The following is a 25,474-nucleotide window of genomic DNA, read 5'->3' as shown; positions in this document are numbered from 1 at the left end:
CAACCGGGAAGAACGCCATGGCCGATACCCATATCCATCATCACCCGATGGCGGCGAACGACGCTGCGCCTGCCGATGCCCTGCCCGTCAACGAGATCGGCATCGCCGATATCAAGGATGCCCTCAGGCAGGGCTATGCCGACTTCATCGCCCAGCCGAGCCACCTGCTCTTTATCGCGCTCATCTATCCGATTGCCGGCATCCTGCTAGCGCGTCTGACGGTGAGCTACAACATCTTCCCGCTGTTGTTCCCGCTGGCCTCGGGCTTCGCCCTGCTCGGCCCCTTCGCCGCCATCGGCCTCTACGAGATCAGCCGCCGCCGCGAGGCCGGCATGGACACCTCCTGGAAGCACGCGCTCGACGTCGTGCATTCGCCCGGAATCGGCCAGATCGCGACGCTCGGCGCGTTGCTGATGGGCGTATTCCTGGCCTGGCTGTTCAGCGCCTGGATCATCTATCGCTGGCTGATGGGCGATGTCCCGCTCGACTCCTTCGCGGGCTTCATGACGCCGCTGCTGACCACCGCGAACGGCTGGACGATGATCATCCTCGGCAACGCGCTCGGGCTGCTCTTCGCCATCCTTGTGTTCTCGATGACGGTGATCTCCTTCCCGCTGATGCTCGACCGGCATGTCAGCATGGCGACCGCGGTGAAGACCTCGATGGCCGCCGTCGAGAAGAGCCCGCGCGGCATGCTGTACTGGGCGCTGACGATCACCGCCCTGCTGGTGCTCGGCTCGCTGCCGGTGCTGGTCGGCCTGATCATTGTCATGCCGATCCTCGGCCACGCCAGCTGGCACCTCTACCGCAAGGTCGTGCCGCGGTAGGGCATCCACTGGGGTCATGGTCGGCCTTGAGCCGACCATCTCAGGCCGAATGAGGCGCCCTTCCCTTCTCCCCCTGCGGGAGAAGGTGGCCCGAAGGGCCGGATGAGGGGTCGCGCAGAACGAAATCGGTAGCGGCGCCCATCGATGGGCGGAAGCGTCGCGAGACCTCTCACCCTAGCCCTCTCCCGCAAGGGGAGAGGGAATAGCGCCCCTCAATGCTGATCGACGGAGACCTCGCGCGTCAGCCCACGCCGGACCAGCCCGACTGCGAGCAGAACCGGCAGCGAGGCGATCAGTCCCATCGCCGAGAGCCTGCCCCACAGAGTCTCGTCCTCGTTGATCAGCGTCGCGATGAACGCCGGCAACGTGAATTTCGACGGCGTCTGGATGAAGAGCAGCGCGAACAGGAACTCGTTCCAGCTCATGATCGCAACGAACACCGCGGTCGCGACCAGCCCCGGCATCAGCAGCGGCACGACAATCTCCAGCAGCCGCTTCACGAAGCCGGCGCCGTCGAGCATCGCCGCCTCCTCGAAGGAATAGGGCACGTCGCGCACGAAGCCGAGCAGCATCCAGATCGCGAAGGGCAGCGCCAGGATCTGGTTGGCGAGGATCAGTCCGAGATGGGTGTCGAGCAGGCCGAGCGCCCGCAGCACCTGGTAGAGCGGGATGGCGAGCGCGATCGGCGGCGCCAGCTTGATCACCAGGACGAAGCCGAGGAAGACAATGTCGAAGCGCCTGGGCAATTCGAAGCGCGCCAGCGCATAGGCCGCCGGCAAGCCGGCCAGCAACGACAGGGCCACGGTGCCGAGCGCCACCACGACGCTGTTGAGCCCCAGCCGCCACATCCCGCCGTCGAGCAAGACGCGATAATGCGTCAGCGTCGGATTCTGAGGCCAGAGCGCGATCGAGGTCGAGACATATTCGGCCGGCGGCTTGAACGAGGTCGCGACCATCCAGACCAGCGGGATCAGCGACAGCGCGCAGAGCCCGAAGGCGGCGATGATCCGGATCATCGGCCAGCCCCTTTGAGCAGCGAGGCCGCATAGACGACGGCAAGCAGCCCGGCGACGACGATCATCACCACGGCGGCGGCGGAGGCCAGCCCGATGTCGAAGAAGCGGAAGCCCTGCCGGTAGACGAACATCGAGACCGTCTCGGTCGCCTGCCCCGGCCCGCCGCCGGTCATGGCGTAGACCTTGTCGAACAGCTTGAAGCTGTCGACCGAGCGCAGCAGCGCCGCGACGAAGAGATAAGGCGCGAGCAGCGGCAGGGTCATGTCGCGGAAGCGCCGCCACGGCCCGGCGCCGTCGACGCGGGCGGCCTCGTAGACGTCCTGCGGGATCAGCCGCAGGCCCGCGAAGATGATCAGGAAGGCGAAGGGCGCGGTCTGCCAGAGATCGACCAGCACGATCGACCAGAGCGCAAGATTGGGATCGAACAGCCAGGGCACGCCGGGCAGGCCGACGGTGCGCAGGAGGTTGTTGAGGAAGCCGAGATCGAAATGGAACCAGGCCCGCCAGATCGCGGTGACCACCATGGTCGAGAGCACGAAGGGCGCAAGCAGGAGCGTCATCACCAGCGTGCGGCCGGGAAAGGCGCGGTCGAGCAGCAGCGCGAGGCCCAGGCCGGCCGCGACCTCGAGCACGGTCGCGACCACCGTGAACAGCACGGTGTTGGTCACCGCCTGCCGAAAGAAGCGGCTGTCCCAAAGCTCGCGAAAATTCTCGAGGCCGATGAACTTGGCGTTCTCGAAGCCGTAATCGGTGGCGAACAGCGACAGCGCCAGCGTCCGCCCGAGCGGATAGAGCGTCAGCCCGGCGAAGATGATGAGCGCCGGCGTCAGCAGGAGCCAGGGCAGCAGGCGGCGGGGAGCGGTCATGAGATCAAAGGCATTGAACTGAGAATATCCCTCCGAAGTCATCCCGGACGCAGCGAAGCGGAGATCCGGGATTCATGCTGGAACGCCTCCGAAGAAGGTTCAGACATGGGTCCCGGGTCGCGCTATGCGCGCCCGGGACGACCGCGAGAAGTTGGAGGCGCAAGACCGCTCAGCGCGTCAGGGCGCGGGCGATCTGGGCGTTGGCCTCGGTCAGCGCCTGCTTGGGCTGCAGCTGGCCGATCAGGGCGAGCTGGAGATAGTCGCCCAGAATGGTCTCGACGCGGGCCCACTGGCTGATGCGCGGACGGGCCTGGGCGACGTTCAATGCCTCGAGCTGCGCCGGATACCAGCGATACTTGGCGACGAGGTCCTTGTCGTTGAACAGCGCCGTGAGCGTCGGCGGGTTGCCGGTTTCGAGCGCGATCAGCTTCTGGTTCTCCGGCGAAGTGACGAAGCGGATGAAGTCGGCGGCACGCGCCTTGTTCGGCGAATCCGCGGGGATGCCGAGCAGCCAGGCGCCGAGCATCGGCGCCGGTCCCTTGACCTCGCCCGGTGTGGCGACGACTTCGACCTGGCCGGCGACCTTCGAGGCGTTGCCGTCGAGCGTGCCGGCCCAGGACGACCACATCTCGACCGCGATCGCGGCGCGGCCCTGCTGGATCGCATCGCGCAATTCGGTCGCGTTGTAGGTTTCGACGCCCTTCGGCGCGAGCGCCTTGAACGAGAGGAACTGGGCCAGCGCCTTCTCGGCCGCAGGGCTGTCGAGCACGGCCTTGCCGTCGGCGCTCACCACCTCGGCGCCATGCGCCCACAGCACCGGCAGGAACGAGGTGACGATCGGGTTGCCCTTGATGCCGCGGAAGACGAGGCCGGAGACGCCCTGCTCCTTGTCCTGGATCGCCTGCGCCGCCTTGACGACGTCGCTCCAGGTCTTGGGACGCTCGAAGCCGTGCTTGGCAAGCAGGTCCTTGCGATAGGCGAACATGGCGATGTTGCCGACGAAGGGCGCGGCATAGAGCTTGCCGTTGTGCTTGGAGACGTCGATCGCCGACTTGACGAACTCGCCCGGCAGGCCGCCCACGGTGTCGAGGTCGGTGAGCCAGCCGCGCGCCATGAACTCCGGCGCCCAGATGTCGTCGAGCATGGCGACGTCGGTCGCCGCCGTCTTCTCGCGCGCGCCAACCGCGAGGCGCTCATAGAGCGGGCTGCCGCCGAGCTCGAGCCGCTCGATCTTCACGTTCGGATTCTTGGCCTGGTAGAGTTCGACCATCTTGGCCAGCGCCGGCGCGAAGCCGGCATCGCGCCCGGCGATCACCAGCCGGTCCTGCGCGGCGGCGGGCAGAACGAGCCCGGCCAACATCAACACGGCGCCGAGCGCCTTACCCATCGTCCTCATGGCATTCCCCCGTCCGGGTCTCTGCCCGGGCGGGCATTGTGGGAGCGGATGGCGGGAGAGTGCAACAGCTATGCGACGGTTCCGGAACAATCCCGCCATGCATCGCGTTGCGAGAGTGCTGCGGCAAGGTCGCACGCACCGTCAGCCGTGCAGATGCGACGGCACCGCAACCGGAGGGGGCTCCACCATGAACAACATCATCTACATCGTCGGTCTTGTCGTCGTCGTCCTGGCGATCCTGTCTTTCCTCGGCTTGCGCTGATTCAGCTCATCATGCTCGCCATTTGGGGCGAGCATCCATGACTGGAACGGCACATTCGGCGAAAGAAGACAGCCATGGTCGGGGCAAGCCCGACCATGGCGACAAGGCGCGTCAGCGGTCGTCGCGGCGTGGTTTCTTCGCTCCGAAAGGCTTCTTGCCGGTAAAAGGCTTCTTGGCTCCAAACGGCTTTTTGTCGCCGAAGCTTTTGCCCGCAGGCCGTGCATCGCTGGCGGCCGGTCGCTCGCCGCCCTGCGGAGCTCCGAAAGGCTTCTTGCCGCCCTCGAACTTGCCGCCTTTGAACTTGCCGGCAAACGGCTTGCCGCCCTGATCGCTCTTCTTGTCGAAGGAGCGCTCCGGCCGGAGGATCGCGGTTTCCTCATAGGCAGGCTCGCGATCGCGCCGCGTCGGATCATAGGGCTTGGCGCCGAACGGCTTGCCCTTGCCCTCATAGGGCTTCCGCGCCGGGGCTGACGAACGCTCGTCGCGCTCACGCACCGGATGAGCGCTGCGCGGCGCATGGCTCGCCTTCTCGGCGAAGGGCTTGGCCGGGCGACGCTCCTCCTCGCCGGTAACCGGCTCGATGATGATCTTGTCGCGGTCGACAGCCCTGGCGAGCTGAGCGAAGCGCTCCGCGACCTCGGCATCGATCTCGACCTTGGTCTCCTTGTCGAAGATGCGGATCGCGCCGACCTCGTCGCGCGTGATCTTGCCGCGCCGGCACAGCATCGGCAGGAGCTGGCGCGGATCGGCCCCGTCCTTGCGCCCGATATTCAGGCGGAACCAGACGGTATCGCCGCGCGGACCCGACCTCTCGCGGCGCTCCGGTCGCTCGGCTCCGCCATGCTCGCGCGGCCTCGCATAATCTTCATTGCTGCGCGCCGGGCGGCGCTCGTCACGACCGAAGTTGGGGTCGCCGACCTCTTCGGCTGCCGGCAGGCGCGAGCGGTAGACCCGCACCAGCGCCGCTGCGATCTCCTCCGCCGAGCGCCCCGCCAGGAGCGCTGCGACCATCGTCGCATCATCCTCGCTCGCCTCGCCGGAGAGCATGGGGTCGCTCAGCAGGCGCTGCTCGTCGAGCACGCGGATCTCGTCCTGCGTCGGCGGGCCGGCCCAGCTCGCCTCGATCTTGGCTTCGGCGATCAGCATCTCGGCCTTGCGCCGGCGCGAGGCCGGCACCAGCAGCACGCTGGTGCCCTTCTTGCCGGCGCGCCCGGTACGGCCCGAGCGATGCTGCATCACCTCGGGATCGTTCGGCAGCTCGGCATGGATGACCAGGGTCAGGCCCGGCAGGTCGATGCCGCGCGCCGCGACGTCGGTCGCGACGCAGACGCGGGCCCGGCCGTCGCGCAAGGCCTGCAGCGCCGAATTGCGCTCGCTCTGGCTGAGCTCGCCCGAGAGCGCCACGGCCGAGAAGCCGCGCTCCAGCAGGATCGCCTCGAGATGGCGCACCGCGTTGCGGGTGTTGCAGAACACCAGCGCCGTCGGCGAATCGTGGAAACGCAGCAGGTTGACGACAGCGAGCTCGGCCTCCTTCGGGAAGACGCGAATGGCGCGATACTCGATATCGGCATGGCCGCGCTCGCCGCCGGCGACCTCGATGCGCAGGGCATCGCGCTGATAGCTGCGCGCCAGGGCGATGATCGCCTTCGGCAGCGTCGCCGAGAACAGCAGGCTGCGGCGCTCTTCCGGCGCTGACTTCAGGATGAATTCGAGATCGTCACGAAAGCCGAGATCGAGCATCTCGTCGGCTTCGTCGAGCACGACCGCCCGCAGGCCCGAAACATCGAGGCGGCGGCGTTCGATATGGTCGCGCAGACGGCCGGGCGTGCCGACGACGATGTGCGCGCCCTCGTCGAGCAGGGCCGCTTCGCGGCGCGGATCCATGCCGCCGACGCAGGAGATCACGCGGGCATTGGTCTGCTTGTAGAGCCAGCTGAGCTCGCGCTGGACCTGGAGGGCGAGTTCGCGCGTCGGCGCGACGATCAACGCCAGTGGCCGTTCGGCCCGCGGCAGGGCCTCGGCGTCGCCGAGCAGGTCGGCGCCGATGGCGAGGCCATAGGCCACGGTCTTGCCCGAGCCGGTCTGCGAGGAGACCAGCAGGTCGCGGCCGGCGGCCGCCCCTTCCAGCACGGCGGTCTGGACGGGAGTCGGCTCGCTGTAATTACGGTCGGCGAGCGCCCGCGCCAGCGGCGCACTCGTGGAGATGAAGGACATCGATGTCAGGCCTTAGATTGCAGCTGGCGGGTCGGCAGCACGCAGAACGAGGGGCGGCGCCGGACGCGGCACCGCGATATTGCGCTGCACATAGAGGAAATCGCAGGAAAAGGGAATGCAGCATCGGTCCATCCCGTATGCGGCAGCAGATGCCGGCCATGCCGCCCGCTCCGTTGTCGGCGGCGAGAGCTGCATGGTCTAAGCATAACACACTGGAGCGGGGGTCTGTGGAGATGGGCGAGACTTGGCGACGCGTCGGCGCCTACGACGTGCTCACGATCCACGACGGGATCTTCGAGGCGCCGCTCGACGTTCTGATCCATGCCGATGGCGAGGCTGGTCGCGACGAGGCCGTGGCGCGCTGGGGCAAGCCGAAGGTCAGCATACCCGTCAACTGCTTCGTCCTGAAGGGCGCCAGCGGGATCACCCTGATCGACGCCGGTACCGGCCCCTCATGGGGCGAGGCGATGGGCCATGCCCCCGCCGCCATGGCTGGCGCCGGCATTGCACCCGAACAGATCCAACGTGTCCTGATCACGCATCTGCACGGCGACCATGCGCTCGGGCTGTTCGACGGCGATCGCGCCCGCTTCCCGAATGCCGAGATCATCGTGCCCGACGCCGATTTCGGTTTCTTCGGCGAGGAGACCAACCGCGCAACGACGCCACAGAACCGGCAAGGCGGTTTCGCCGTCACGGCAGCGGTGAAGAAGCACTATGCTGGCCGCATCCACCCTGCCCCGGCTGGCATCGTGCAACCCGGGATCACATTGATCCCGCTCCCCGGCCATACCGCCGGCCATAGCGGCTACCTGATCGAAGGCGAGCACAGCCTCCTGCTCTGGGGCGATGCGCTGCATCTCTCCGATCTGCAGGCCACCGATCCGGGGATCGGCTTCGTCTATGATTTCGACGCCGCTACCGCCTTTTCCTCCCGCCGCGCCATCCTTGCTCGCGCAGCGGATGAAAGCTGGCTCGTCTCGGGCGGCCACATCGAAGGGTTCAGACGCGTGGTCGCGACCGGCACGGGATACGAGCTGATCCCGGCCTGAATCGTCATTGCGAGCGAAGCGAAGCAATCCAGGGGCAGTCGAGCGAGCCATCGTGGATTGCTTCGTCGCTGCGCTCCTCGCAATGACGGTTTGCGCGGCCGAACTCGATCAAAAACCGCTGCTAGCGGCGCATCCCGGCCGCATCGAGCAGCTTGCCGGCGGCCGCCCTCGCCTCCTCTGTAATCGAGGCGCCGGCGAGCATGCGGGCGATCTCCTCGCGCCGCGTACCATCCTGCAAGGCCGAGACGCGGGTGACGGTGCGCTCATCGGCGCCCTCCCCGCCATCGGCCGACTTGGCGATCAGGAAATGCTGGCCGGCCTTGGCCGCGACCTGCGGCGCATGCGTCACCGAGATCACCTGGACCCGCGCCGCCAATCGGGCCAGCCGCTCGCCGATCGCATCCGCCACAGCGCCGCCGACGCCGGTGTCGATCTCGTCGAACACCAGGGTCGGGGCCGAGCCGCGCTCGGCCAGCACCACCTTCAGCGCCAGCATGAAACGCGAGAGTTCGCCGCCCGAGGCGACCTTCATCATCGGCCCCGGCCGCGTTCCTGGATTGGTCTCGACCCAGAACTCGACGCGGTCGAGCCCTTCCGGCCCGCGCGCATCGGGGTCGCTGTCGATCTGCGTGATGAAACGCGCCCGCTCCAGCTTGAGCGGCGGCAATTCCGCCTTCACCGCCGCATCAAGCGCCGAAGCGGCCCTGATGCGCCCTGCGGACAAGGCCGTCGCGAGCGCGACATAGGCCGCTTCGGCTTCGGCGAGCTCCGCCTCCAGACGCTTCAGCGAGCCCTCGCTCTCGTCGAGCGCAGCAAGGTCTGCCGCCATGGTCTGCGCCAGCGCCGCCAGCGCATCGACCGGGACATCGAATTTGCGCGCGGCCGCGCGCAGCGCAAACAGCCGCTCCTCGACGCGCTCCAGCACGCGCGGATCGAATTCGGCAGCGCGTACCGCTGCCTGCAGCGTCTCCCCTGCCTCCTCCAGCGCGACCACCGCCGTGGTCAGCGCCGCGATCGAGGGGTCGACCAGCTCCGGCGCCTGGGCGGCACGGCGCTCCAGCCGGCGCAGCACGCCCGACAGGGCGGAAACTGGCGAAGCGGTACCGCCTACCGCCTCATAGGCCTCAATGATGTCGCGAGCGACCTTCTCGGCAGCCATCATGCCCTGACGCTTTGCGGCGAGCGCGTCCTCCTCGCCTGGCTCGGGGGCGAGCTTGCCGAGCTCGGCCACGGCATGGCGCAGGAAATCGGCCTCCTTGCGCGCAGTCTCGACCCGCATGCGCTGGCTCTGCAGGGCCTGGCGCGCCTTTTTGAGCGTCTCGCTGGCACGGGCGACCTCGGCCGACTGCGCGGTCAGTTCGCCAAAGCTGTCGAGGATGGTGCGGTGCTGGGCCGGGTCGGTGAGAGCGCGGTCGTCGTGCTGACCATGGATCTCGACGAGCGCCGCGCCGATCATCCGCAGGATCTGGACGCTGACCGGCTGGTCGTTGACGAAGGCGCGGGTGCGCCCGTCGGCATATTGCACGCGCCGCAGGATCAGGTCGCCGTCGGTGTCGATCTCCTGCGCCTGGGCGAGGGCCCGCGCCGGATGCGCCATCGGCAGGTCGAAGACCGCGCTGACCTGGCCTTGCGTCTCGCCATGGCGCACCAAGCCGCCGTCACCGCGTGCGCCCAGCGCCAGCGCGAAGCCGTCGAGCAGGATCGACTTGCCGGCACCGGTCTCGCCGGTCAGCACGCTGAGCCCGTCCTCGAAGCCCAGGTCGAGCCGGTCGATCAGAACGATGTCGCGGATCGAGAGCTGAGCGAGCATGGCGACTCAGCCCCCTTGTGCCGGCTGCAGATGACCTCGCCGGGACACCGGCCGCCTCAGAGGCGGCCGAGACCGGTCAACCCGACGACAGCGCGCGTGAAGCCGTTGAAGGCCCGGCTGATATAGGATCCGCGATCCTCGCGTGGCTGCAGGCCGCCGCTCTCCAGGAGCGTATAGGCGTCCTTGTACCAGGGGCTGTCAGGGAAGTTGTGACCAAGCACCGCCGCGGCGGTCTGCGCCTCGTTGGTGATGCCGAGGGCCATATAGGCCTCGGTCAGGCGCATCAGCGCCTCCTCGACATGCCGCGTGGTCTGATACTTGGTGATGACGTCGCGGAAGCGGCCGACGGCGCCGGTGTAGTTGCGCTTCTCGAGATAGAAACGCCCGACATTCATCTCCTTGCCGGCGAGCTGGTCGCGCGCGACCAGCATCTTCTCGCGCACGTCGAGCACGTATTCCGACTTCGGATAGCGGTCGAGCAGCTCTTGCATCGCACGCAGCGCCTGATCCGTGCGCTCCTGGTCGCGCGTCGCATCGGGGATCTGGTTGTAATAGGACATCGCCAGGATGTACTGCGCATAGGCCGCGTCCGGGCTCGCCGGGTTCTGCGCCAGGAAGCGCTTCGAGGCCGTGATCGCGTCGTCGTACTTCTGCGCCTCGTAATTCGAGTAGGCGGCCATGATCAGGCCCCTCTTCGAATAGGGCGAGAACGGCGCCTGCTTGTCGATCTCGTCGAACTTCTTGTTCGCGCCTTCGGTGTCGCCGTTCTGGAGACGGGCGAGGCCCTCATTGTAGAGCTTGTCGGCCGGAACCTCAGCCACCACCTCGGGCTTGTAGGTCTCGGGGCGATCGAAGGGGTTGAGCGCGCTCATCGTGTCGCAGCCGCCGAGCGCGGCCGCAAGGGCAAAGGCCAACACAAGGCGCTTGCCGCCGCTGGTCGTTTCGCCGGAGTTGATTGTCTTCAGCCGCATGACGCTCACTTCATCCGTCCTTGTGACGCCCTTCGGTAAGAGCGCGCGAATTGGCTTTAGCTCAGAAGCAGCCTATTCGCCAAGCGTGACGGGCGCTTCATGCAGTGCGTTCGCCGTTTCCAACAGGAAACGGGCGAATGCAAGGCGTGGCGTCGCGTAATACCCTGCTCAGTGCAGGTCGGGCGCGAGCGCAGCAGGCACCGGGCCGGCCGCCATCTGCACCGCATGGTGGGCGAAGGCCGGCTGGGCCTCGACGATCGCGTAATTGGCGCGGTCGGCGAACAGGGCCTCGAGGATCCGGACGTTCATGCGGTGACCGCCGCAATAGGAACGGAACTCGCCGAGGATCGGGTAGCCGGCGAGCGCGAGGTCGCCCACCGCGTCGAGGACCTTGTGGCGCACGAACTCGTCGGCGTAGCGCAGGCCTTCGGGATTGATCACCTTGTCGTCGCCGATCGCGACAGTGTTGTCGAGCGAGGCGCCGAGCGCAAAGCCGGCCTTCCAGAGCTGCTCGACATCGCGCATGAAGCCGAAGGTGCGGGCGCGGGAGATCTCGCGGGCATAAGCCTCCGGGTCGAGATCGAAGATCTTGCGCTGGCGGCCGATCGCCTTGGTGTCGAAGTCGATCTCGACGTCGAGGCGAAAGCCGCTCTCCGACGGCGAAAGCTCGGCGAAGGCGCGACCCTGCTCGATACGGACCGGGCGCAGGACCTTGAGATAGCGGCGGGTCGCGCCGAGGGCGACGAGGCCGGTCGCCTCGATGGCGGTGACGAACTCGGCGGCGCTGCCGTCCATGATCGGCATCTCGGGACCGTCGATCTCGACCAGCACATTGTCGAGGCCGAGGCCGGCGCAGGCCGACATCAGATGCTCGATCGTGGCGACGGAACCGGAAGCTTGGTCACCGATCACGGTGCACAGCTCGGTAGCGCTGACCTTGTTGTGGCGGGCGTGGATCAGCTGCTCATGGCCGCCTTCGAGGCCCTTGCGCAGGAAGACGACGCCGGAATTCGCAGTGGAGGGCCGCAAGGTCAGGCAGGCGGGAGCCCCGGAGTGAACGCCGATGCCTTGGAGGGTCACGGGCGAGCGTAGGGTCGTCTGCCGTTCAGCCATCATCTCAGTATCCGATCTCAAGCGCGACGATCTCTGGGCCGGCGCCTCGCGGCGCAACCTCTTCGACGATCGATGCGGTTCCCTGATGTGCAGCGAACTCGGGACTAATCCCGAATCCCCTTACCCGGTGATGCGCTGCAAGATACGCGCAGGCGCATCGGCTTCAAAATCACGCTTTCTTTCGCTCTGTAACAGACGTTACAAAGCCAGAAAATCTTAACCATCTGCTTGATGTATATGGTTTTTCAGACGTTAAAAAAGACCCGGCGGACAATGCCGCCGGGCCTTTTGTTAAACCGGTTGAACCGGCCAGCAAAGCCGGGTTCGAAAGCTCAGTTCGACTGGCGACGCAGGAAGGCCGGGATCTCGAGCTGGTCCTCTTCCGTGTTGCGAGCCGGAGCGGCGCGGCCGAGCTGGTCGAGCTGGCCCTGGGCCGGCCGGGTCGCAGGCACCGGCGGGCGGCGCATGAACTCGGCATGGGCGGCGCTGGGACCAGCGGCCGGAGCCGGCGGCGCCTGGCGCGGGGCGGGAGCCGGCGGCGCCATCGGCGCCTCGGCATACTCGTCCTCCTTGCGGCCGAAACCGACCGAGGCGAGGCGCTGCATCAGCGACATGCGCTTCTGCTCGACCGAGGCCGGCGCAGGGGCCGGCACCGCGCCGCGGCTCTGCGCGATCTGGTGCTGGGCGGGCAGCGGCAGGTCCTCGACGCGCGGCATGCGGGTCGGGCGGATCACCGCACGCTCGGGCATCGGCGGAATGAAGCTGTCCTCGTGATGCGGCAGGGAGGTTTCCGGCGGCGGCGCCTCGACGACCGGCGGAGCGACCATCGCCGGGCGCGGCTGGGCCGGCTCGATGCGGACATCGGCAGCGAAGCTGACCGGGGCCGGCGCGGGAGCGCGGACCGGCTCCGGCATCATGGTATCGGCGGCGGGAGCCGGCATCGGCGCGGGAGCAGGCACCGAGGCGGAGGTGCGGATGTTCGGGACGGCCGAACGCAGCCGGGCCTCGGCCTTCAGCCGCTCGGCGACCTCGGCGATCCGGGCTTCGGTCGGGTCGAGCTCACCCTGGGCGGACATCGGCTTGTCGATGCCGGTGGCGACCACCGAAACCCGCATCGTGCCTTCGAGCGCCTCGTCGAAGGTGGCGCCGACGATGATGTTGGCCTCGGAGTCGACCTCCTCGCGGATGCGGGTGGCGGCTTCGTCGACCTCGTAGAGCTTCATGTCGCGCCCGCCAGTGATCGAGATCAGCAGGCCGCGCGCGCCCTTCATCGAGACGTCGTCGAGCAGCGGGTTGTTGATCGCGGCCTGGGCCGCCGAGAGCGCGCGCTTCTCGCCCTGGGCCTCGCCGGTGCCCATCATCGCCTTGCCCATGCCGCGCATCACGGCGCGCACGTCGGCGAAGTCGAGGTTGATCAGGCCGGGACGGACCATCAGGTCGGTGATGCAGGCGACGCCGGAATAGAGCACCTGGTCGGCCATGCCGAAGGCGTCGGCGAAGCCGGTGTTCTCGTTGGCGACACGGAACAGGTTCTGGTTCGGGATGACGATCAGCGTGTCGACGGCCTCGTTGAGCTCGCCGATGCCGGCCTCGGCCATGCGCATGCGGCGCTGGCCCTCGAACTGGAACGGCTTGGTCACGACGCCGACGGTGAGGATGCCCATGTCGCGGGCGACGCGGGCGATCGCGGGAGCTGCACCCGTGCCGGTGCCGCCGCCCATGCCGGCGGTGATGAAGACCATGTGGGCGCCGGCGAGATGATCGCGGATCTCGTCGATCACCTCTTCGGCGGCCGCGCGGCCGACTTCCGGCTGCGAGCCTGCGCCCAGGCCCTCGGTGACCTGGAGGCCCATCTGGATGATGCGCGGGGCGCGGGCGAGTGCGAGCGCCTGCGCGTCGGTGTTGGCGCAGACGAAATCGACGCCGTCGAGGCCGGCCTCGATCATGTTGTTCACGGCATTGCCGCCGGCGCCACCGACACCGAACACGGTGATCCGGGGCTTCAGTTCCCGGATGTCCGGGGCTTGCAGGTTCATCGCCATGATTGCCTCTTTCACTGTCTTGTCCGGCTCCTGGCGGGCCGTCCCGTCTTCCACGCCAGGGGCCTTAAGCCCCGCTCTGCTCGTACTCACCCCGGTCCGCGCCGCCTTTCGGCCGCGCGGGCCGCAACTCTAGAAGCTCTCGCGCAGCCAGCGGCCGACGCGGGAGAAGTAGCCATCGGTCGCATGGGCGAAGAAGGACGCCCCCGCCCGCGGTTCGAAATGCTCGACATGCGCGACCTGCGGGTAGACCAGCAGGCCGACTGCCGCCGCGAAGGACGGGCCCTTGCCCGCTTCCGGCAGACCCTTGATCCCGAGCGGGCGGCCGGTGCGGACCTGGCCGCCCAGCACGCGCCGCGCAACTTCCGGCATGCCGGTGAGCTGGCAGGCACCGCCGGTCAGGACGACGCGCCGCCCGGCCTCGGCCGAGAAGCCGGAGGCCTTCAGCCGGTCGCGCACCAGTTCGAGGATCTCCTCGACGCGCGGCTTGATGATCCGGACCAGATGCGACTTCGACAGATGGTTCGGCGTGTCTCGCTCGTCGTCGTCGACCTGCGGCACCGCGATCATGTCGCGCTCGTCGGACGGGCTGGCGATCGCCGAGCCGTGCAGCGTCTTCAGCCGCTCGGCCGCGGAGACGCGAGTCGAGAGCCCGCGCGCCACGTCCATGGTGATGTGGTTGCCGCCGACGGCGATCGCGTCGGCATGGGTCAGGTGCCCGCCGGAGAAGACGCCGAGCGAGGTGGTGCCGCCGCCCATGTCGACCACGACGACGCCCATCTCGGCCTCGTCGTCGACCAGGACGGAGAGGCCCGCCGCATAGGGGCTCGCCACGACCGCCTCGACCTCGAGATGGCAGCGCTCGACCGCGAGCATGACATTGCGCGCCGCCGCCGCTTCCGCCGCGACGACATGCATGTCGACCGAGAGCGCTCCGCCGATAAGCCCGCGCGGATCGAGCACGCCGGGCGAACCGTCGAGCGCGTACCCGGTAGGCAGCGCATGCAGCACCGCCTTACCCGGCCGGATCGCATGGGTCGCCGCCGCGGCGAGCACGCGCTTCACGTCGGAGTCGCCAACCGAGCCGCCGCGCAGATCGACGCTGGCCTGATAGTGCTGTGAGTTCAGCCGGCCCCCGGTCAGGTTGACGATGACCGACTGGACCTCGACCTTGGCCATGCGCTCGGCCGCGTCGACGGCGGCGCGGATGGCGCGCTCGGCGCTTTCCAGGTCGATGATCGCCCCGCCCTTGAGGCCGAGCGAGCGCTGGTGGCCGATGCCGATGATGCGCGCGACATGGGTGCGCCCACGCAGGCGCTCGTTCGCCTCGGCCGGGTTCAATTCGGCGATCAGGCAGACGACCTTGCTCGTGCCGATGTCCAGAATCGACAAGGTCGCGCTCTTGCGCGACGAGAGCGGACGCATCCGCGGGGTCAGGCCTTGCGAGGTCAAGCTCATGCCTCGCCGCCCTTCTTCTTGGTCTTGCTCTTGAGCTGCTCGAACCGCGTCGTCGCGGCCTCTTCGGTCAGGCGCATGGTCACCCGGTCAGGCTGGCGCATGTCGATGGCGATCAGGTCCTTCTCGCTGATTCGGAAGTCCTGTTCGAGGCTGGCCAGGCGCTTCAGGGCGGCGCCGGCGCCCTGCTCCGGCAGCCTGATGTCGGCACCGGTGTCGAGCTTCAGGTTCCAGCGCCGGCCGGCGACGAGGCTGCCGGCGCGGATGCGCGAGCCGAAGGAGCCGGCTTCGCCAAGCAGCGCGATGTAATCCTTTGCCCGCTTGTTGGCGTCGGGTCCGACGACGAGCGGCAGATAGGCGAAGCGGCCATCGTCCATCTTGTCGATCACCGTGCCGTCCTGCGCGATCAGGAAGAGATCGCCTTTGACCTGCCAGAGCGCATAAGGCTCGCGCTCGGTGAGGTTGATGGCAATCTCGCCGGGATAGAGCTTGCGGACCGAGGCCTCGCGGATCATCGGCGTCGCCTCGAGCCGCTTGCGCGCTTCGTCGGCGTCGAAGAAGGCGAGCGAGATCTTCGGGTCGATGCCGGCGGCGACCAGGACCTCGATCTCGGAGAGGCCGCTGAGGCCGGAGATGGTGATGCGGTCGATGCCGAGGCCCACGAACCGTGCGATGGCATGCTTTGGCTCGCCATAGTTCTCGCGGAAGCTCTCGTAATGGCCGCCCAGGATGGCGCCGCTCACGCCCGTGAGCACGAGGAAGCCGATCGCCAGGAAGGAGCCGAGGCCGCTCGGTAGCCGCTCGGCCAGCGGCACCGCAACGGCGCTGCGCCGCGAGCCGCGGAACCAGCGGCGCGAGCGCTCGCCGACGAGGAGCTGCGGCCCCGTCACGCGCATCGGCAGGTTGGACCCGGTGAACACCGGTTCCACCTTCACCGATTCAAGGAGGCGTCCTCGACGATCCATTTGACGAGCTCACCGAAGTTCATGCCCGCATGGGCGGCTAATTCAGGCACAAGGCTGGTTTCAGTCATGCCGGGCTGCGTGTTGACCTCCAGCCAGACGAGCGTGTCGCTCTCGTCGTCGTAGCGGAAGTCTGAACGGCTGACGCCGCGGCACCCGATTGCTTGATGCGCCGTTAACGCACACTCTTCGATTTGGCGGTAAAGATTCGGTAAAATTTGCGCCGGGCAGATGTGGATTGAACCGCCTTTGGCATATTTGGCGTCGTAGTCGTAGAACTCGCCCGTCGCCGCCCGAATCTCCGTTACCCCCAAGGACTTGCCGTCCATCACCGCGCAGGTCAGTTCGCGCCCGGCGATGAAGGTTTCGGCCAGCATGGTCTCGCCGCAGGGCCAGTCCGGCCGGGCGATCTCCTGAGGCGGATGCTCGCGGCCTTTCTTAACGATCACCACCCCGACGGAGGAGCCTTCGTCGATCGGCTTGATCACATAGGGCGGCGGCAGGGCATGGCGCTTGGCCGCCTCGAAGCGCGAGACGGTGACACCCTTCGCCACCGGCACGCCGGCAGCGGCGACGACCATCTTGGCCTTGTCCTTGCGGATGGCGAGCGAGGAGGCGAGCACGCCGGAATGGGTATAGGGGATGCCGAGGATCTCGAGCACGCCCTGGATGGTGCCGTCCTCTCCATAGCGGCCATGCAGGGCATTGAAGGCGACGTCGGGCTTCAGCTTCGCCAGCACCTCGGCGACGTCGCGGCCGACCTCGACGCGCGTGACGCGATAGCCGACGCCTTCCAGCGCCCGAGCACAGGCCGCACCGCTGCTGAGGCTGACCTCACGCTCGACGGACCACCCGCCCATCAGCACTGCGACATGCTTGCTCATCAAGGTTCCTGACACCGAACTCCTGGGTCCGAACCTGAGCCGAGATGGTTAACGGCGCGTTAACGATGCGCCCCGCCGGTTAATGACGAGCCGGCTGTTGCGCGCCGGACTCACTCCCCCTCACGGGCCGCGACCTTGGCCAGCAAGACCTTGAGCTGTTCATGTTCGGCCGGGCTGAGCGCCGATATCAGCGCCGCTTCCGTCGCCACATGCGAGACCACCAGCCGCTCGATCAGTGCAAAACCGTCCGCGGTAAGCACGATGCGAAGGCTGCGCCGATCCTGTGGGTCGGCCTGCCGCGCGATCAGCCCGCGCTTCTCCAGCTTGTCGAGCCGATTCGTCATCGCCGAGGTCGACAGCATCATGTCCTTGGCGAGCTCGGACGGAGTCAGCGAGCCGCCCTGCTCGCCCTGGCGGCGCAGGGTCATCAGCACGTCGAAGCCGGCGAAATCGAGATCCTCCCCGACGAGGTTGCGCCCGACGCCAAGGCGAACCCGCTCGGCCGCCCGCCAGATCGCGCCGCACACCGCCATCGGGCCGGGATCGATGTCCGGCCGCGCCCGTCGCCATTGCGAGAGGATCGAATCGAGCGGGCCGCCCTGCCCGGCTTCGTCAGCTTGACTCATGAAAATCCCGCGCCTAATTATCCTGCATCAGATAATTCTATATCGAATTATATTTTGTCGAACAATCCTACGCGACACACCCGTCGATGCAAAGGGAGGCCGCCATGGCCGACAGCAAGACCCGCATCCTGCTCGCGACGATCCTGGCGCCCATCCTCTGGGGCTCGACCTATGTCGTCTTCACCCAGACGCTTCCGGTCGAGCACCCGCTGCTCGTCGGAGCCCTGCGCGCTCTGCCCGCCGGCATCCTGCTGATGCTGCTCGGCCCCGGCCTGCCGCCGCGCGACAAGCTCCTGCCGCTCGCCGTCATCGGCTTCGCCAATATCGGCCTGTTCTTCGGCATGCTCTTTCTCAGCGCCTCCCGCCTGCCCGGTGGGCTCGCCGCGACGCTCGGTTCGATGCAGCCACTGCTCGTCGCCTTCCTCGCCTGGCCGTTGTTGTTGCGCAGGCCGCGTCTCGGGCAAATCATCGCCGCGCTCGCCGGCACGGTCGGCGTCGGCCTGCTGGTGATCGACAAGAGTGTGAAGCTCGATGCAATCGGCGTCGTCGCCGCGCTGATCGGCGCCGCCTCGATGGCGACCGGCACGGTGCTGATCGAGCGCTGGGGCAACGTCGGGACGCCGCTCGCGCTCGCGGCCTGGCAGCTTGCCCTCGGCGGGCTCCTGCTCCTGCCGGTCGCGCTTCTCGTCGAGGGGCTGCCGCCCGTGCCGACCCTGCGCAACCTCGCCGGCCTGAGCTATCTCGTCGTGATCGGCACAGCCTTCGCCTATTGGCTCTGGGTCCGCGGCATCGCCGCGATCGGCACGGGCGTCGCGTTCCTCAGCCTGCTCAGCCCCCTGGTCGCGACCTTCCTCGGCGCCGCGCTGCTGGGCGAATGGTTCAACGCCCAGCAATGGCTCGGCATCGCCATCATCTTCGGCTCGACCGTCGCCGGCATCATGCTGTCACGGCGCAAGCCGGCGGCGCAGGAAACCTATCCTGAGCTTGACACTCGAATGTATCACAATTAGATACACAACCGCGGTCGGAGCCTGTGATGATCCTCAGTTTTCGCGACAAGCGAACCGAGCTGATCTTCTCCGGCCGCTGCCCAAAGGGGTTTCCGCCGGATGTGTTTCCTGCGGCAAGACGAAAGCTGGAAGCGATCAACGCTGCGCATGTGCTCGCCGACCTGCAGAGCCCGCCGGGCAACAGGCTACACGCGCTGAGCCGCGATCGTGCCGGCCAACACGCGATCCGGATCAACGACCAGTTCCGGATCTGCTTTCGATGGACGGATGCCGGCCCTGCCGGTGTCGAGATCGTCGACTACCATTGAAGGAGAACATCATGGCGGCCGAGACCGAGATCATCGCGACGCTGCCGCCCATGCATCCTGGCGAGATGCTCCGGGAGGAGTTCCTGAAGCCGCTGGGTCTTTCGCCGGGGCGTGTCGCCCGGGCATGCGGCATCCCGAGAACCCGCATCGAGCGGATCGCAGCGGAGAAAATCGGAGTCACTGGCGATAGCGCGCTACGCCTCGCTCGCTTCTTTGGAACCTCGCCAGAGTTCTGGATGAACCTGCAGTCTCGCTACGAAATCGAGACGGCGCGGCTCAACGCAGCCGACGAGATCGCTGCAATCCGGCAGCTCGAGCAGGCGGCTTAGTCCTGCGCCCACTCAGGCCGCAACGCCTAAGCGCTTGATCTCCCAGTGCAGCTCGTAGCCTGAATTGTCCTTGACCCGGCGGCGGACCTCTTCGCCCAGCCCTTCGATATCGGCAGCGGTGGCGCCGCCGGTGTTGATCAGGAAGTTGCAGTGCATCTCGGAGACCTGCGCCCCGCCGATGCGCAGCCCGCGGCAACCGGCGGCATCGATCAACTGCCAGGCCTTGCCGCCCTCAGGGTTCTTGAATGTCGAGCCCCCGGTGCGCTCCTTGATCGGCTGGGCCGCTTCGCGCGCCGAGGTCACGCGCTCCATCTCGGCCAGGATCGCGGCCTGGTCGCCCGGCCGGCCCTGGAACAGCGCCGAGGTGAAGATGATGTCGGCGGGCGCCGTCGAACTGCGGTAGCTGAAGCCCATATCGGCATGCGACAGCGTCAGGATCTCACCCTTGCGGGTGACGCCACGCGCCTCGACCAGGACGTCGGTCGTCTCGCCGCCATGCGCGCCGGCGTTCATCCGCAGCGCCCCGCCGATGCAGCCGGGAATGCCGCGATAGAAGGCGAGCCCGGCGAGCGACGCGTCGGCCGCAGCCCGCGCCACTTTCACATCGGGAACGGCCGTGCCGGCCCGCAGCCGGTCACCATCCTCCCGGGCGATCTCGCCGAAGGCCTTGCCGGCAAGGCGGATCACCACGCCGGGAATGCCGCCGTCGCGCACGATCAGGTTCGAGCCGAGCCCGACCACGGTGACCGGGATCTCCGCCGGCAGCTTGCCGAGCAGATAGGCGAGATCCGCCTCGTCGGCCGGGGTGAACAGAATTTGCGCCGGCCCGCCGACGCGAAACCAGGTTAGCCCCGCCATCTCCTGATTGGCGAGCAGCCGCCCGCGCAGTTCGGGCGCGGCAGCGCGGATGTCGGGGGTGATATCTTGGAAAGGCATGAGCTTACCCGCGCGTCTCCTTCTCCCCTCGGGGGAGAAGGTGGCCCGGCGAAGCCGGGTCGGATGAGGGCCGCCCGGCGAAGCCGACATGTTCGGCGATCTCGCGCAGGACGAATTCGAGGTTTCCTAGAACCCGCTCGTTCGAAAAGCGCAAGACCCGATAGCCTTCATCTCTGAGAAACGCATCGCGCCGCCGATCCCCCGCGCGCGCTTCGTCGGTTTCGTGAGGCTCGCCATCGAGTTCGACGATCAGCCGATGCTCGTGACAGCAGAAATCCGCGATGAACGGGCCGATCGCCATCTGGCGCTTGAACTTGAGGTTACCGAAGCGACGGTTACGGACCGCCTGCCAGAAGGCGGCCTCAGCGCGCGTTGGCTCTCGGCGCTGGTCGCGAGCGAAGGAGAGAGTACCGGTCGTGTTCTTTCGCTCCACCACCGGCCCTCATCCGTCAGCGCTTCGCGCTGCCACCTTCTCCCCCGAGGGGAGAAGGAAGGGCGGCCAACTCCCCCGGCAAGGCATAAGCCCACTGCGTGATGTTGCCCGCCCCGAGGCAAACGACATAGTCGCCCGGCCCAGCCAGCTCGGCGACCATGCCGGCGAGCTTGTCCGACGATTCCAGCGGCAGCGTGTGACGATGGCCGCGCGCCTTGATCGCCGCCACCAGCGAATCGCGATCGGCACCCGCGATAGGCTGCTCACCGGCCGCATAGGTGTCGGCGATGATCACCGTGTCGGCATCGTTGAAGCAGGCGGCGAAGTCGGCGAACAGGCTCGACAGGCGGCTGTAGCGATGCGGCTGCATCACCGCGATGACTTTGCCCTTGGTCGAGGCTCGCGCCGCCTTGAGCACGGCGGCGATCTCGACCGGATGGTGGCCGTAATCGTCGAAGATCAGCGCGCCGTTCCACTCGCCGGTCTTGGTGAAGCGGCGCTTCACCCCGCCGAAGCCGGCGAGCGCGGCGCGGATCTGCTCGACCGGCACGCCCAGATCATAGGCGACGGCGATCGCGGCGGTGGCGTTGAGGGCATTGTGATGGCCGGGCATCGGCATGACGAGATCGCGGACGACCTCGTCGCGGCCGGTCTTGCGGTCGCGGATCAGCAGCGTGAACTTCGCCTGGCCACCGGTGAGATCGATGTCGATCAGGCGGAAATCGGCCTGCGGGTTCTCGCCATAGGTGACGACGCGGCGATCCTCGATCTGGCCGACGAGGCCCTGCACTGTCGGATGATCGATGCACATCACGGCGAAGCCGTAAAAGGGCAGATTCTCGACGAAGGAGCGGAACGCCGCCTTGATCGCGTCGAAGGTGCCGAAATGGTCGAGATGCTCGGGATCGATGTTGGTGATGATCGCGACGTCGGCCGGCAGCTTCAGGAAGGTGCCGTCGGATTCGTCGGCCTCGACCACCATCCAATCGCTCTCGCCCATGCGGGCATTGGTGCCGTAGGCGTTGATGATGCCGCCATTGATCACGGTCGGGTCGAGCCCGCCCTTCTCGAGCAGGGTCGCGACCAGAGAGGTCGTCGTCGTCTTGCCATGGGTGCCGGCGATGGCGACGCAGCTCTTCAGCCGCATCAGCTCGGCCAGCATCTCGGCGCGGCGCACCACCGGCAGGCGCTTCTCGCGCGCTGCCATCAGTTCGGGATTGTCGCGCTTGATCGCGGTCGAGACTACGACCACCTCGGCCTCGCCGATATTCTCGGCCTTGTGGCCGACGAAGGTCTTGATGCCCTTCTCGGCCAGGCGCTTGACGTTGGCGCCGTCGGAAGCATCCGAGCCCTGCACCTTGTAGCCAAGATTGTGCAGGACTTCGGCGATGCCGGACATGCCGATGCCGCCAATGCCGACGAAATGGATGGAGCCGAGCTTCGGCGGCAGCTTCATGATGGATACGTCCTGAAAGGTTCAGTCTTGGGCGGTCTGCAGCACGAGCCGCGCCAGGCGGTCGGCCGCATCCGGTATGCCCGCGCTCTTGGCCGCCTGAGCCATCGCCGTCAAGCGCTGCGGCTCGGCGAGCAACGTGGAAAGCTCGGCGGCGAGGCGCCGCGGCGAGAAATCGCTCTGCAGGATCATCATCGCCCCGCCGGCCCTGGCGAGCACGCCGGCATTGGCGGCCTGGTCCTGGTCGAGCGAGCCGGGCAGCGGCACCAATAGCGATGGCCGACCGATCACCGTGAGCTCGGCGACGGTCGAAGCGCCGGAGCGCCCGATCACCAGATGAGACGCCGCCATCCGGGCAGGCAGGTCCTTGAAAAAGGGCGCGAGCTCGAACTTGATGCCGAGCGAGGAATAAATCGTCCTGACACGCTCGTCGTCCTCGGTCCGGGCCTGCTGGACGATCGACAGGCGGCTGCGCTCCTCCGCCGAGAGCAGCTGGATCGCCGGCGGCACGATGTCGGCCATCACCCGCGCGCCCTGGCTGCCGCCGAAGACGAGGAGATTGAGCTTCCCTGCCGGCTCGGCATAGGGCGAGGCTGCATCGATCACCGCCGGCCGCACGGGATTGCCGACCTGCGTGCACTTCTTCGCCTGCTCAGGCGTCAGCCCGCCGACCTCGGCGAAGCCGGTGGCGATCGCCTTGACCCGGCTGGCGAGGAAGCGATTGGCCCGGCCGATCACCGCGTTCTGCTCGTGCAGAAGCGTCGGCACGCCCATCAGCGCCGCGGCGAAGACCGGCGGCACTGTCGGATAGCCGCCGAAGCCGACAACGATGGCGGGCTTCAGCTGCTTGATCGCCTGGCGCGCCGCGAGCCCGCCCTTCAGCACCACCAGCGCCGCCTTCGCCATCGCGATCGGCGACTTGCCCGAGGGCGTCGCCGCCGGCACGGCATGGATCGATTCGGCCGGGAAATTGCCGGCGTATTCGGCAGCCCGCGTGTCGGTGATCAGCGCGACCCGGGCGCCGGCGCGGTGCAAGGCGTGGCTTAGCGCCTCCGCCGGGAAGAGGTGCCCGCCCGTGCCGCCGGCGGCGAGCACGACGAGCGGCGCCTGCGCTCCTGCGCTCACGAGCGCCGTCCCGTCTCGCCGAAGCTTTCGGCGCGCGGCCGTTTGCGGGTCAGCGCCAGCAGGAAGCCGGTGCCGAGCGCCAGCGAGATCAGCGAGGAGCCGCCATAGGAGATGAACGGCAAGGTCATGCCCTTGGCCGGCATCATGTGCAGGTTGACCATCATGTTGATCGCCGCCTGGATGCCGAAGAGCAAAGCGAGGCCGGTCACGCCGAGGCGCACGAACGGATCCTCGGCCCGCTGCGCCACGAACAGCGCCCGCAGCACGATGAGGGCGAAGAGCAGCACCAGCACCATGCAGACGACGATGCCGAATTCCTCGGCCGTCACCGCGAAGATGAAGTCGGTATGGGCGTCCGGCAGGATGCGCTTCACCGTGCCCTCGCCGGGGCCTTTGCCGAACCAGCCGCCCTGCGCGAAGCTCTCCAGCGCCGTGTCGACCTGGAAGGTGTCGCCCGAGCCCTTGTCCATGAAGCGCTCGATACGGGCGCGCACATGCGGCACGAGCTCATAGGCGATGAACAGGCCGACGGCGCCGATGCCGCCGAGCCCCAGGACCCAGAACCAGTGCAGGCCGGCGACGAAGAACAGCCCGGCCCAGACCAGGGTGATCAGGATGGTCTGGCCGAAATCGGGTTGCAGCACCAGCGGCACGATGGTGATCGGCAGCAGCAGGAAGGCGATGATCGTGCCCGGCAACTCGGGCCGGCGATGGCCCTCGGCGAAGGCCCAGGCCGCGAGCACGACGAAGGCCGGCTTGATGAATTCGGAGGGCTGGATCGAGCCGAGCGGCCCGAGCGTCAGCCAGCGCTTGGCGCCCTTGACCTCGACGCCGAAGAACAGCGTGCCCACCACGCCGGCGAGCGAGAACAGGAAGATGATCAGCGCGATGCGGCGCACATGGCGCGGCGCCAGCAGCGAGGTCGAGAGGAAGATCGCCAGCGCCACCAGCAGATAGACCACCTGACGGTTGACGAAATGGAAGGTCGAGAGGCCGAGCCGCTCGGCGACCGGAGGGCCGCCTGCCATCAGCAGCACGACGCCGGAGACCATCAGCGCCACCAGCGTCGTCAGGATGATGCGGTCGATCGACCACCACCAGCGGCCGCTCAGGCTCGGTTCTGCGCGCGAGACCATCGTGTACAAGGCTCCGTCGACGAGCAGGCAGATCGAGGGCGCCCGCTCCGGCGAATCACTCTGTCAATGAATGGTTAACCGATTGATTCCGATCCTCGGTTTACCGCCGGGCTGGATGCACCAGCCAACAGGCTTCTCAGCCGTCGGGATAGGGCGTGCCGTCCTTGTGCAGGAAGCGCCCGTCTCGGCTCGGGCTGATCATGTCGATGTCGGAGCAAGTGATCACGTCGTCGGGAGAGCGGCTGCCGACCTCGAGATAGACGGCAACCTTATTCGAGCGGTTGATCATGTGGTGGCCGTTGCCGCTGTTCTTGGCGAAGGCGGCGCAATCGCCGGCGCGAAGCACGGTCTCGCCCCCATCCTCGACCAGGACCAGTTCGCCTTCGAGCAGATAGACGAACTCGTCCTCATGCGAATGCCAGTGCCGCTGGCTCGACCACCCGCCCGGCGGCAACCGCATCAGGTTGACGCCGAAATCGCTCAGGCCGCCGACATTGCCGAGGCGCTTGCGGATACGCTCGGCGCAAGGAGCGTCGAAGGGCTTCGGATAGCCCGACCCCTTGCGCTCCGGTACGGCTCCGACATCGATCTTGGGCATGAATAACTCCCAGGCCAAGGCGCTCCGTCGCAGAGCGAGCCGCTACGCCAGCGCCGCGACGCGCTCCACCTTGATCTCGTCCTCATGGGCGCGGGCCTCGACCAGATCATAGGCCGCCTGCATCCGCAGCATCGTCTCGGCCCGGACGCCGAAAGCCTTTTCGAAGCGGATCGCCATCTCGGCCGACAAGGCCGCCTTGCCGTTGAGGAGATTGCTCATAGCCTGCCGCGTCACGCCCAGTTTCTCGGCGGCGATCGTGACGCTCAACCCATAGGGCTCGACGATCTCGGTCCGTAGCCACGCGCCGGGATGAACGGCGAAGCTCGGATGAAGCTTGATGGCCATCAGTGATAATCCTCCAGATCGACATCCTCGATCGCGAGCGCCTGATTGATGCGAAACGTCATGCGCCAGTTCTTCGTCAAGACAAGTGACCATTCGCCGGCCCTGTCGCCGGTGAGTTGATGGGCTCCGTAATTGGGCGGAACTTTGAGTTCGTCGGCAGCATCGATCGCAGCCAGATAGGCGAGCATGTTCCGCAGCCGATCGACGAGATTTCCGGGCAGGCCTTTGATTTTCCCCGTTTCCGCGAACTGTCGGAGCGCTTTGTGCCTGATACTCACGATCTCCATGAGAGAGATTAGCGCTCGGCT

General features: G+C 67.4%; 25 protein-coding genes. 5 read left to right on the top strand and 20 right to left on the bottom strand.

Annotated elements, in window-relative coordinates; all coding sequences use genetic code 11:
• The first annotated feature begins 47 nt into the window (after nt 1–47).
• A complete protein-coding gene (locus BMZ21_RS23585) occupies nt 48–827 on the top strand; it encodes a DUF2189 domain-containing protein (protein ID WP_425285471.1) in 780 nt (259 codons plus the stop codon).
• Nucleotides 828–1,039: 212 nt separating this feature from the next.
• Here BMZ21_RS23585 and BMZ21_RS23580 read toward each other — a convergent pair whose 3' ends face one another.
• The 4 genes from BMZ21_RS23580 to BMZ21_RS23565 all read right to left on the bottom strand — a co-directional run bounded on the left by BMZ21_RS23580 (nt 1,040) and on the right by BMZ21_RS23565 (nt 6,581).
• A complete protein-coding gene (locus BMZ21_RS23580; RefSeq protein WP_091840479.1) occupies nt 1,040–1,843 on the bottom strand; it encodes a carbohydrate ABC transporter permease in 804 nt (267 codons plus the stop codon).
• A complete protein-coding gene (locus tag BMZ21_RS23575; protein ID WP_091840751.1) occupies nt 1,840–2,709 on the bottom strand; it encodes a carbohydrate ABC transporter permease in 870 nt (289 codons plus the stop codon). Before BMZ21_RS23575 ends, BMZ21_RS23580 begins: the two co-directional genes overlap by 4 nt.
• Before the next feature lie 169 nt (nt 2,710–2,878).
• Entirely contained in the window at nt 2,879–4,105 is a 1,227-nt protein-coding gene (locus BMZ21_RS23570; RefSeq protein ID WP_167561727.1) for an ABC transporter substrate-binding protein, read from the bottom strand.
• A 373-nt stretch (nt 4,106–4,478) separates the two neighbouring features.
• Nucleotides 4,479–6,581, bottom strand: a complete 2,103-nt coding sequence (locus tag BMZ21_RS23565) for a DEAD/DEAH box helicase (protein ID WP_091840473.1) — start codon at nt 6,579–6,581, stop codon at nt 4,479–4,481.
• A 233-nt stretch (nt 6,582–6,814) separates the two neighbouring features.
• Between BMZ21_RS23565 and aidB the strand changes: the two genes are divergently transcribed.
• Nucleotides 6,815–7,633: an AidB family quorum-quenching N-acyl homoserine lactonase gene (gene aidB / locus BMZ21_RS23560; protein ID WP_091840471.1), complete on the top strand. Its 819-nt coding sequence runs from the start codon at nt 6,815–6,817 to the stop codon at nt 7,631–7,633.
• 121 nt (nt 7,634–7,754) lie between these two features.
• On the opposite strand, the gene recN is transcribed toward aidB, so the two are convergent.
• The 8 genes from recN to BMZ21_RS23520 all read right to left on the bottom strand — a co-directional run bounded on the left by recN (nt 7,755) and on the right by BMZ21_RS23520 (nt 17,493).
• Nucleotides 7,755–9,443, bottom strand: a complete 1,689-nt coding sequence (recN, locus tag BMZ21_RS23555) for a DNA repair protein RecN (protein WP_091840468.1) — start codon at nt 9,441–9,443, stop codon at nt 7,755–7,757.
• A 56-nt stretch (nt 9,444–9,499) separates the two neighbouring features.
• The gene (locus BMZ21_RS23550) at nt 9,500–10,414 is read right to left on the bottom strand and encodes an outer membrane protein assembly factor BamD (RefSeq protein ID WP_091840466.1); all 915 of its coding nucleotides are present in this window, start codon (nt 10,412–10,414) and stop codon (nt 9,500–9,502) included.
• Between the two features lie 168 nt (nt 10,415–10,582).
• Entirely contained in the window at nt 10,583–11,530 is a 948-nt protein-coding gene (gene lpxC, locus BMZ21_RS23545) for a UDP-3-O-acyl-N-acetylglucosamine deacetylase (protein ID WP_091840464.1), read from the bottom strand.
• Between the two features lie 329 nt (nt 11,531–11,859).
• The gene (gene ftsZ, locus BMZ21_RS23540; protein ID WP_091840462.1) at nt 11,860–13,569 is read right to left on the bottom strand and encodes a cell division protein FtsZ; all 1,710 of its coding nucleotides are present in this window, start codon (nt 13,567–13,569) and stop codon (nt 11,860–11,862) included.
• A gap of 129 nt (nt 13,570–13,698) precedes the next feature.
• Nucleotides 13,699–15,024: a cell division protein FtsA gene (gene ftsA / locus BMZ21_RS23535; protein WP_091840459.1), complete on the bottom strand. Its 1,326-nt coding sequence runs from the start codon at nt 15,022–15,024 to the stop codon at nt 13,699–13,701.
• Nucleotides 15,021–15,941: a cell division protein FtsQ/DivIB gene (locus tag BMZ21_RS23530; RefSeq protein WP_244543979.1), complete on the bottom strand. Its 921-nt coding sequence runs from the start codon at nt 15,939–15,941 to the stop codon at nt 15,021–15,023. Before BMZ21_RS23530 ends, ftsA begins: the two co-directional genes overlap by 4 nt.
• Nucleotides 15,942–15,952: 11 nt before the next feature.
• Entirely contained in the window at nt 15,953–16,867 is a 915-nt protein-coding gene (locus tag BMZ21_RS23525) for a D-alanine--D-alanine ligase (RefSeq protein WP_091840456.1), read from the bottom strand.
• A 110-nt stretch (nt 16,868–16,977) separates the two neighbouring features.
• The gene (locus BMZ21_RS23520) at nt 16,978–17,493 is read right to left on the bottom strand and encodes a MarR family winged helix-turn-helix transcriptional regulator (RefSeq protein WP_091840453.1); all 516 of its coding nucleotides are present in this window, start codon (nt 17,491–17,493) and stop codon (nt 16,978–16,980) included.
• Nucleotides 17,494–17,597: 104 nt separating this feature from the next.
• Here BMZ21_RS23520 and BMZ21_RS23515 point away from each other — a divergent pair, with 104 nt between their 5' ends.
• From BMZ21_RS23515 to BMZ21_RS23505, 3 genes are read left to right on the top strand one after another with little or no spacing between them, the layout of a single operon-like run.
• Nucleotides 17,598–18,503: a DMT family transporter gene (locus BMZ21_RS23515; RefSeq protein WP_091840451.1), complete on the top strand. Its 906-nt coding sequence runs from the start codon at nt 17,598–17,600 to the stop codon at nt 18,501–18,503.
• Nucleotides 18,504–18,529: 26 nt separating this feature from the next.
• Nucleotides 18,530–18,811 carry a type II toxin-antitoxin system RelE/ParE family toxin gene (locus tag BMZ21_RS23510; protein ID WP_091840449.1) on the top strand — a complete coding sequence of 94 codons (282 nt, stop codon included), beginning with the start codon at nt 18,530–18,532 and terminating at the stop codon, nt 18,809–18,811.
• A gap of 11 nt (nt 18,812–18,822) precedes the next feature.
• Nucleotides 18,823–19,140 (top strand): HigA family addiction module antitoxin, encoded by a 318-nt coding sequence (locus BMZ21_RS23505; protein WP_091840447.1) that lies wholly within the window; start codon nt 18,823–18,825, stop codon nt 19,138–19,140.
• Between the two features lie 12 nt (nt 19,141–19,152).
• Here the strand turns inward: BMZ21_RS23505 and murB are convergent, their stop codons facing one another.
• From murB to BMZ21_RS23465, 8 genes are all read right to left on the bottom strand, one after another.
• Complete coding sequence (gene murB, locus BMZ21_RS23500) at nt 19,153–20,076, bottom strand: UDP-N-acetylmuramate dehydrogenase (protein ID WP_091840444.1); 924 nt, start codon at nt 20,074–20,076, stop codon at nt 19,153–19,155.
• Nucleotides 20,077–20,080: 4 nt separating this feature from the next.
• On the bottom strand, nt 20,081–20,512 hold the full coding sequence (locus BMZ21_RS23495) for an endonuclease domain-containing protein (protein WP_244543978.1): 432 nt from the start codon (nt 20,510–20,512) through the stop codon (nt 20,081–20,083).
• Nucleotides 20,513–20,525: 13 nt separating this feature from the next.
• On the bottom strand, nt 20,526–21,965 hold the full coding sequence (gene murC, locus BMZ21_RS23490) for a UDP-N-acetylmuramate--L-alanine ligase (RefSeq protein ID WP_091840439.1): 1,440 nt from the start codon (nt 21,963–21,965) through the stop codon (nt 20,526–20,528).
• 21 nt (nt 21,966–21,986) lie between these two features.
• On the bottom strand, nt 21,987–23,087 hold the full coding sequence (gene murG, locus BMZ21_RS23485; protein WP_091840436.1) for an undecaprenyldiphospho-muramoylpentapeptide beta-N-acetylglucosaminyltransferase: 1,101 nt from the start codon (nt 23,085–23,087) through the stop codon (nt 21,987–21,989).
• Complete coding sequence (locus tag BMZ21_RS23480; protein WP_091840433.1) at nt 23,084–24,223, bottom strand: FtsW/RodA/SpoVE family cell cycle protein; 1,140 nt, start codon at nt 24,221–24,223, stop codon at nt 23,084–23,086. The genes murG and BMZ21_RS23480 overlap by 4 nt, the downstream gene beginning before the upstream one ends.
• Before the next feature lie 136 nt (nt 24,224–24,359).
• Nucleotides 24,360–24,821 carry a cupin domain-containing protein gene (locus BMZ21_RS23475; RefSeq protein WP_091840430.1) on the bottom strand — a complete coding sequence of 154 codons (462 nt, stop codon included), beginning with the start codon at nt 24,819–24,821 and terminating at the stop codon, nt 24,360–24,362.
• A gap of 42 nt (nt 24,822–24,863) precedes the next feature.
• Nucleotides 24,864–25,166, bottom strand: a complete 303-nt coding sequence (locus BMZ21_RS23470) for a HigA family addiction module antitoxin (RefSeq protein WP_091840427.1) — start codon at nt 25,164–25,166, stop codon at nt 24,864–24,866.
• Nucleotides 25,166–25,453 carry a type II toxin-antitoxin system RelE/ParE family toxin gene (locus tag BMZ21_RS23465; RefSeq protein WP_091840424.1) on the bottom strand — a complete coding sequence of 96 codons (288 nt, stop codon included), beginning with the start codon at nt 25,451–25,453 and terminating at the stop codon, nt 25,166–25,168. Before BMZ21_RS23465 ends, BMZ21_RS23470 begins: the two co-directional genes overlap by 1 nt.
• Nucleotides 25,454–25,474 lie beyond the last annotated feature (21 nt).

This window comes from Allobosea lupini (genome assembly GCF_900109525.1).
Lineage (GTDB): Bacteria > Pseudomonadota > Alphaproteobacteria > Rhizobiales > Beijerinckiaceae > Allobosea > Allobosea lupini.
The sequence above is the reverse complement of the archived record's forward strand: the minus strand, read 5'-3'. Positions and strand labels throughout refer to the sequence as shown.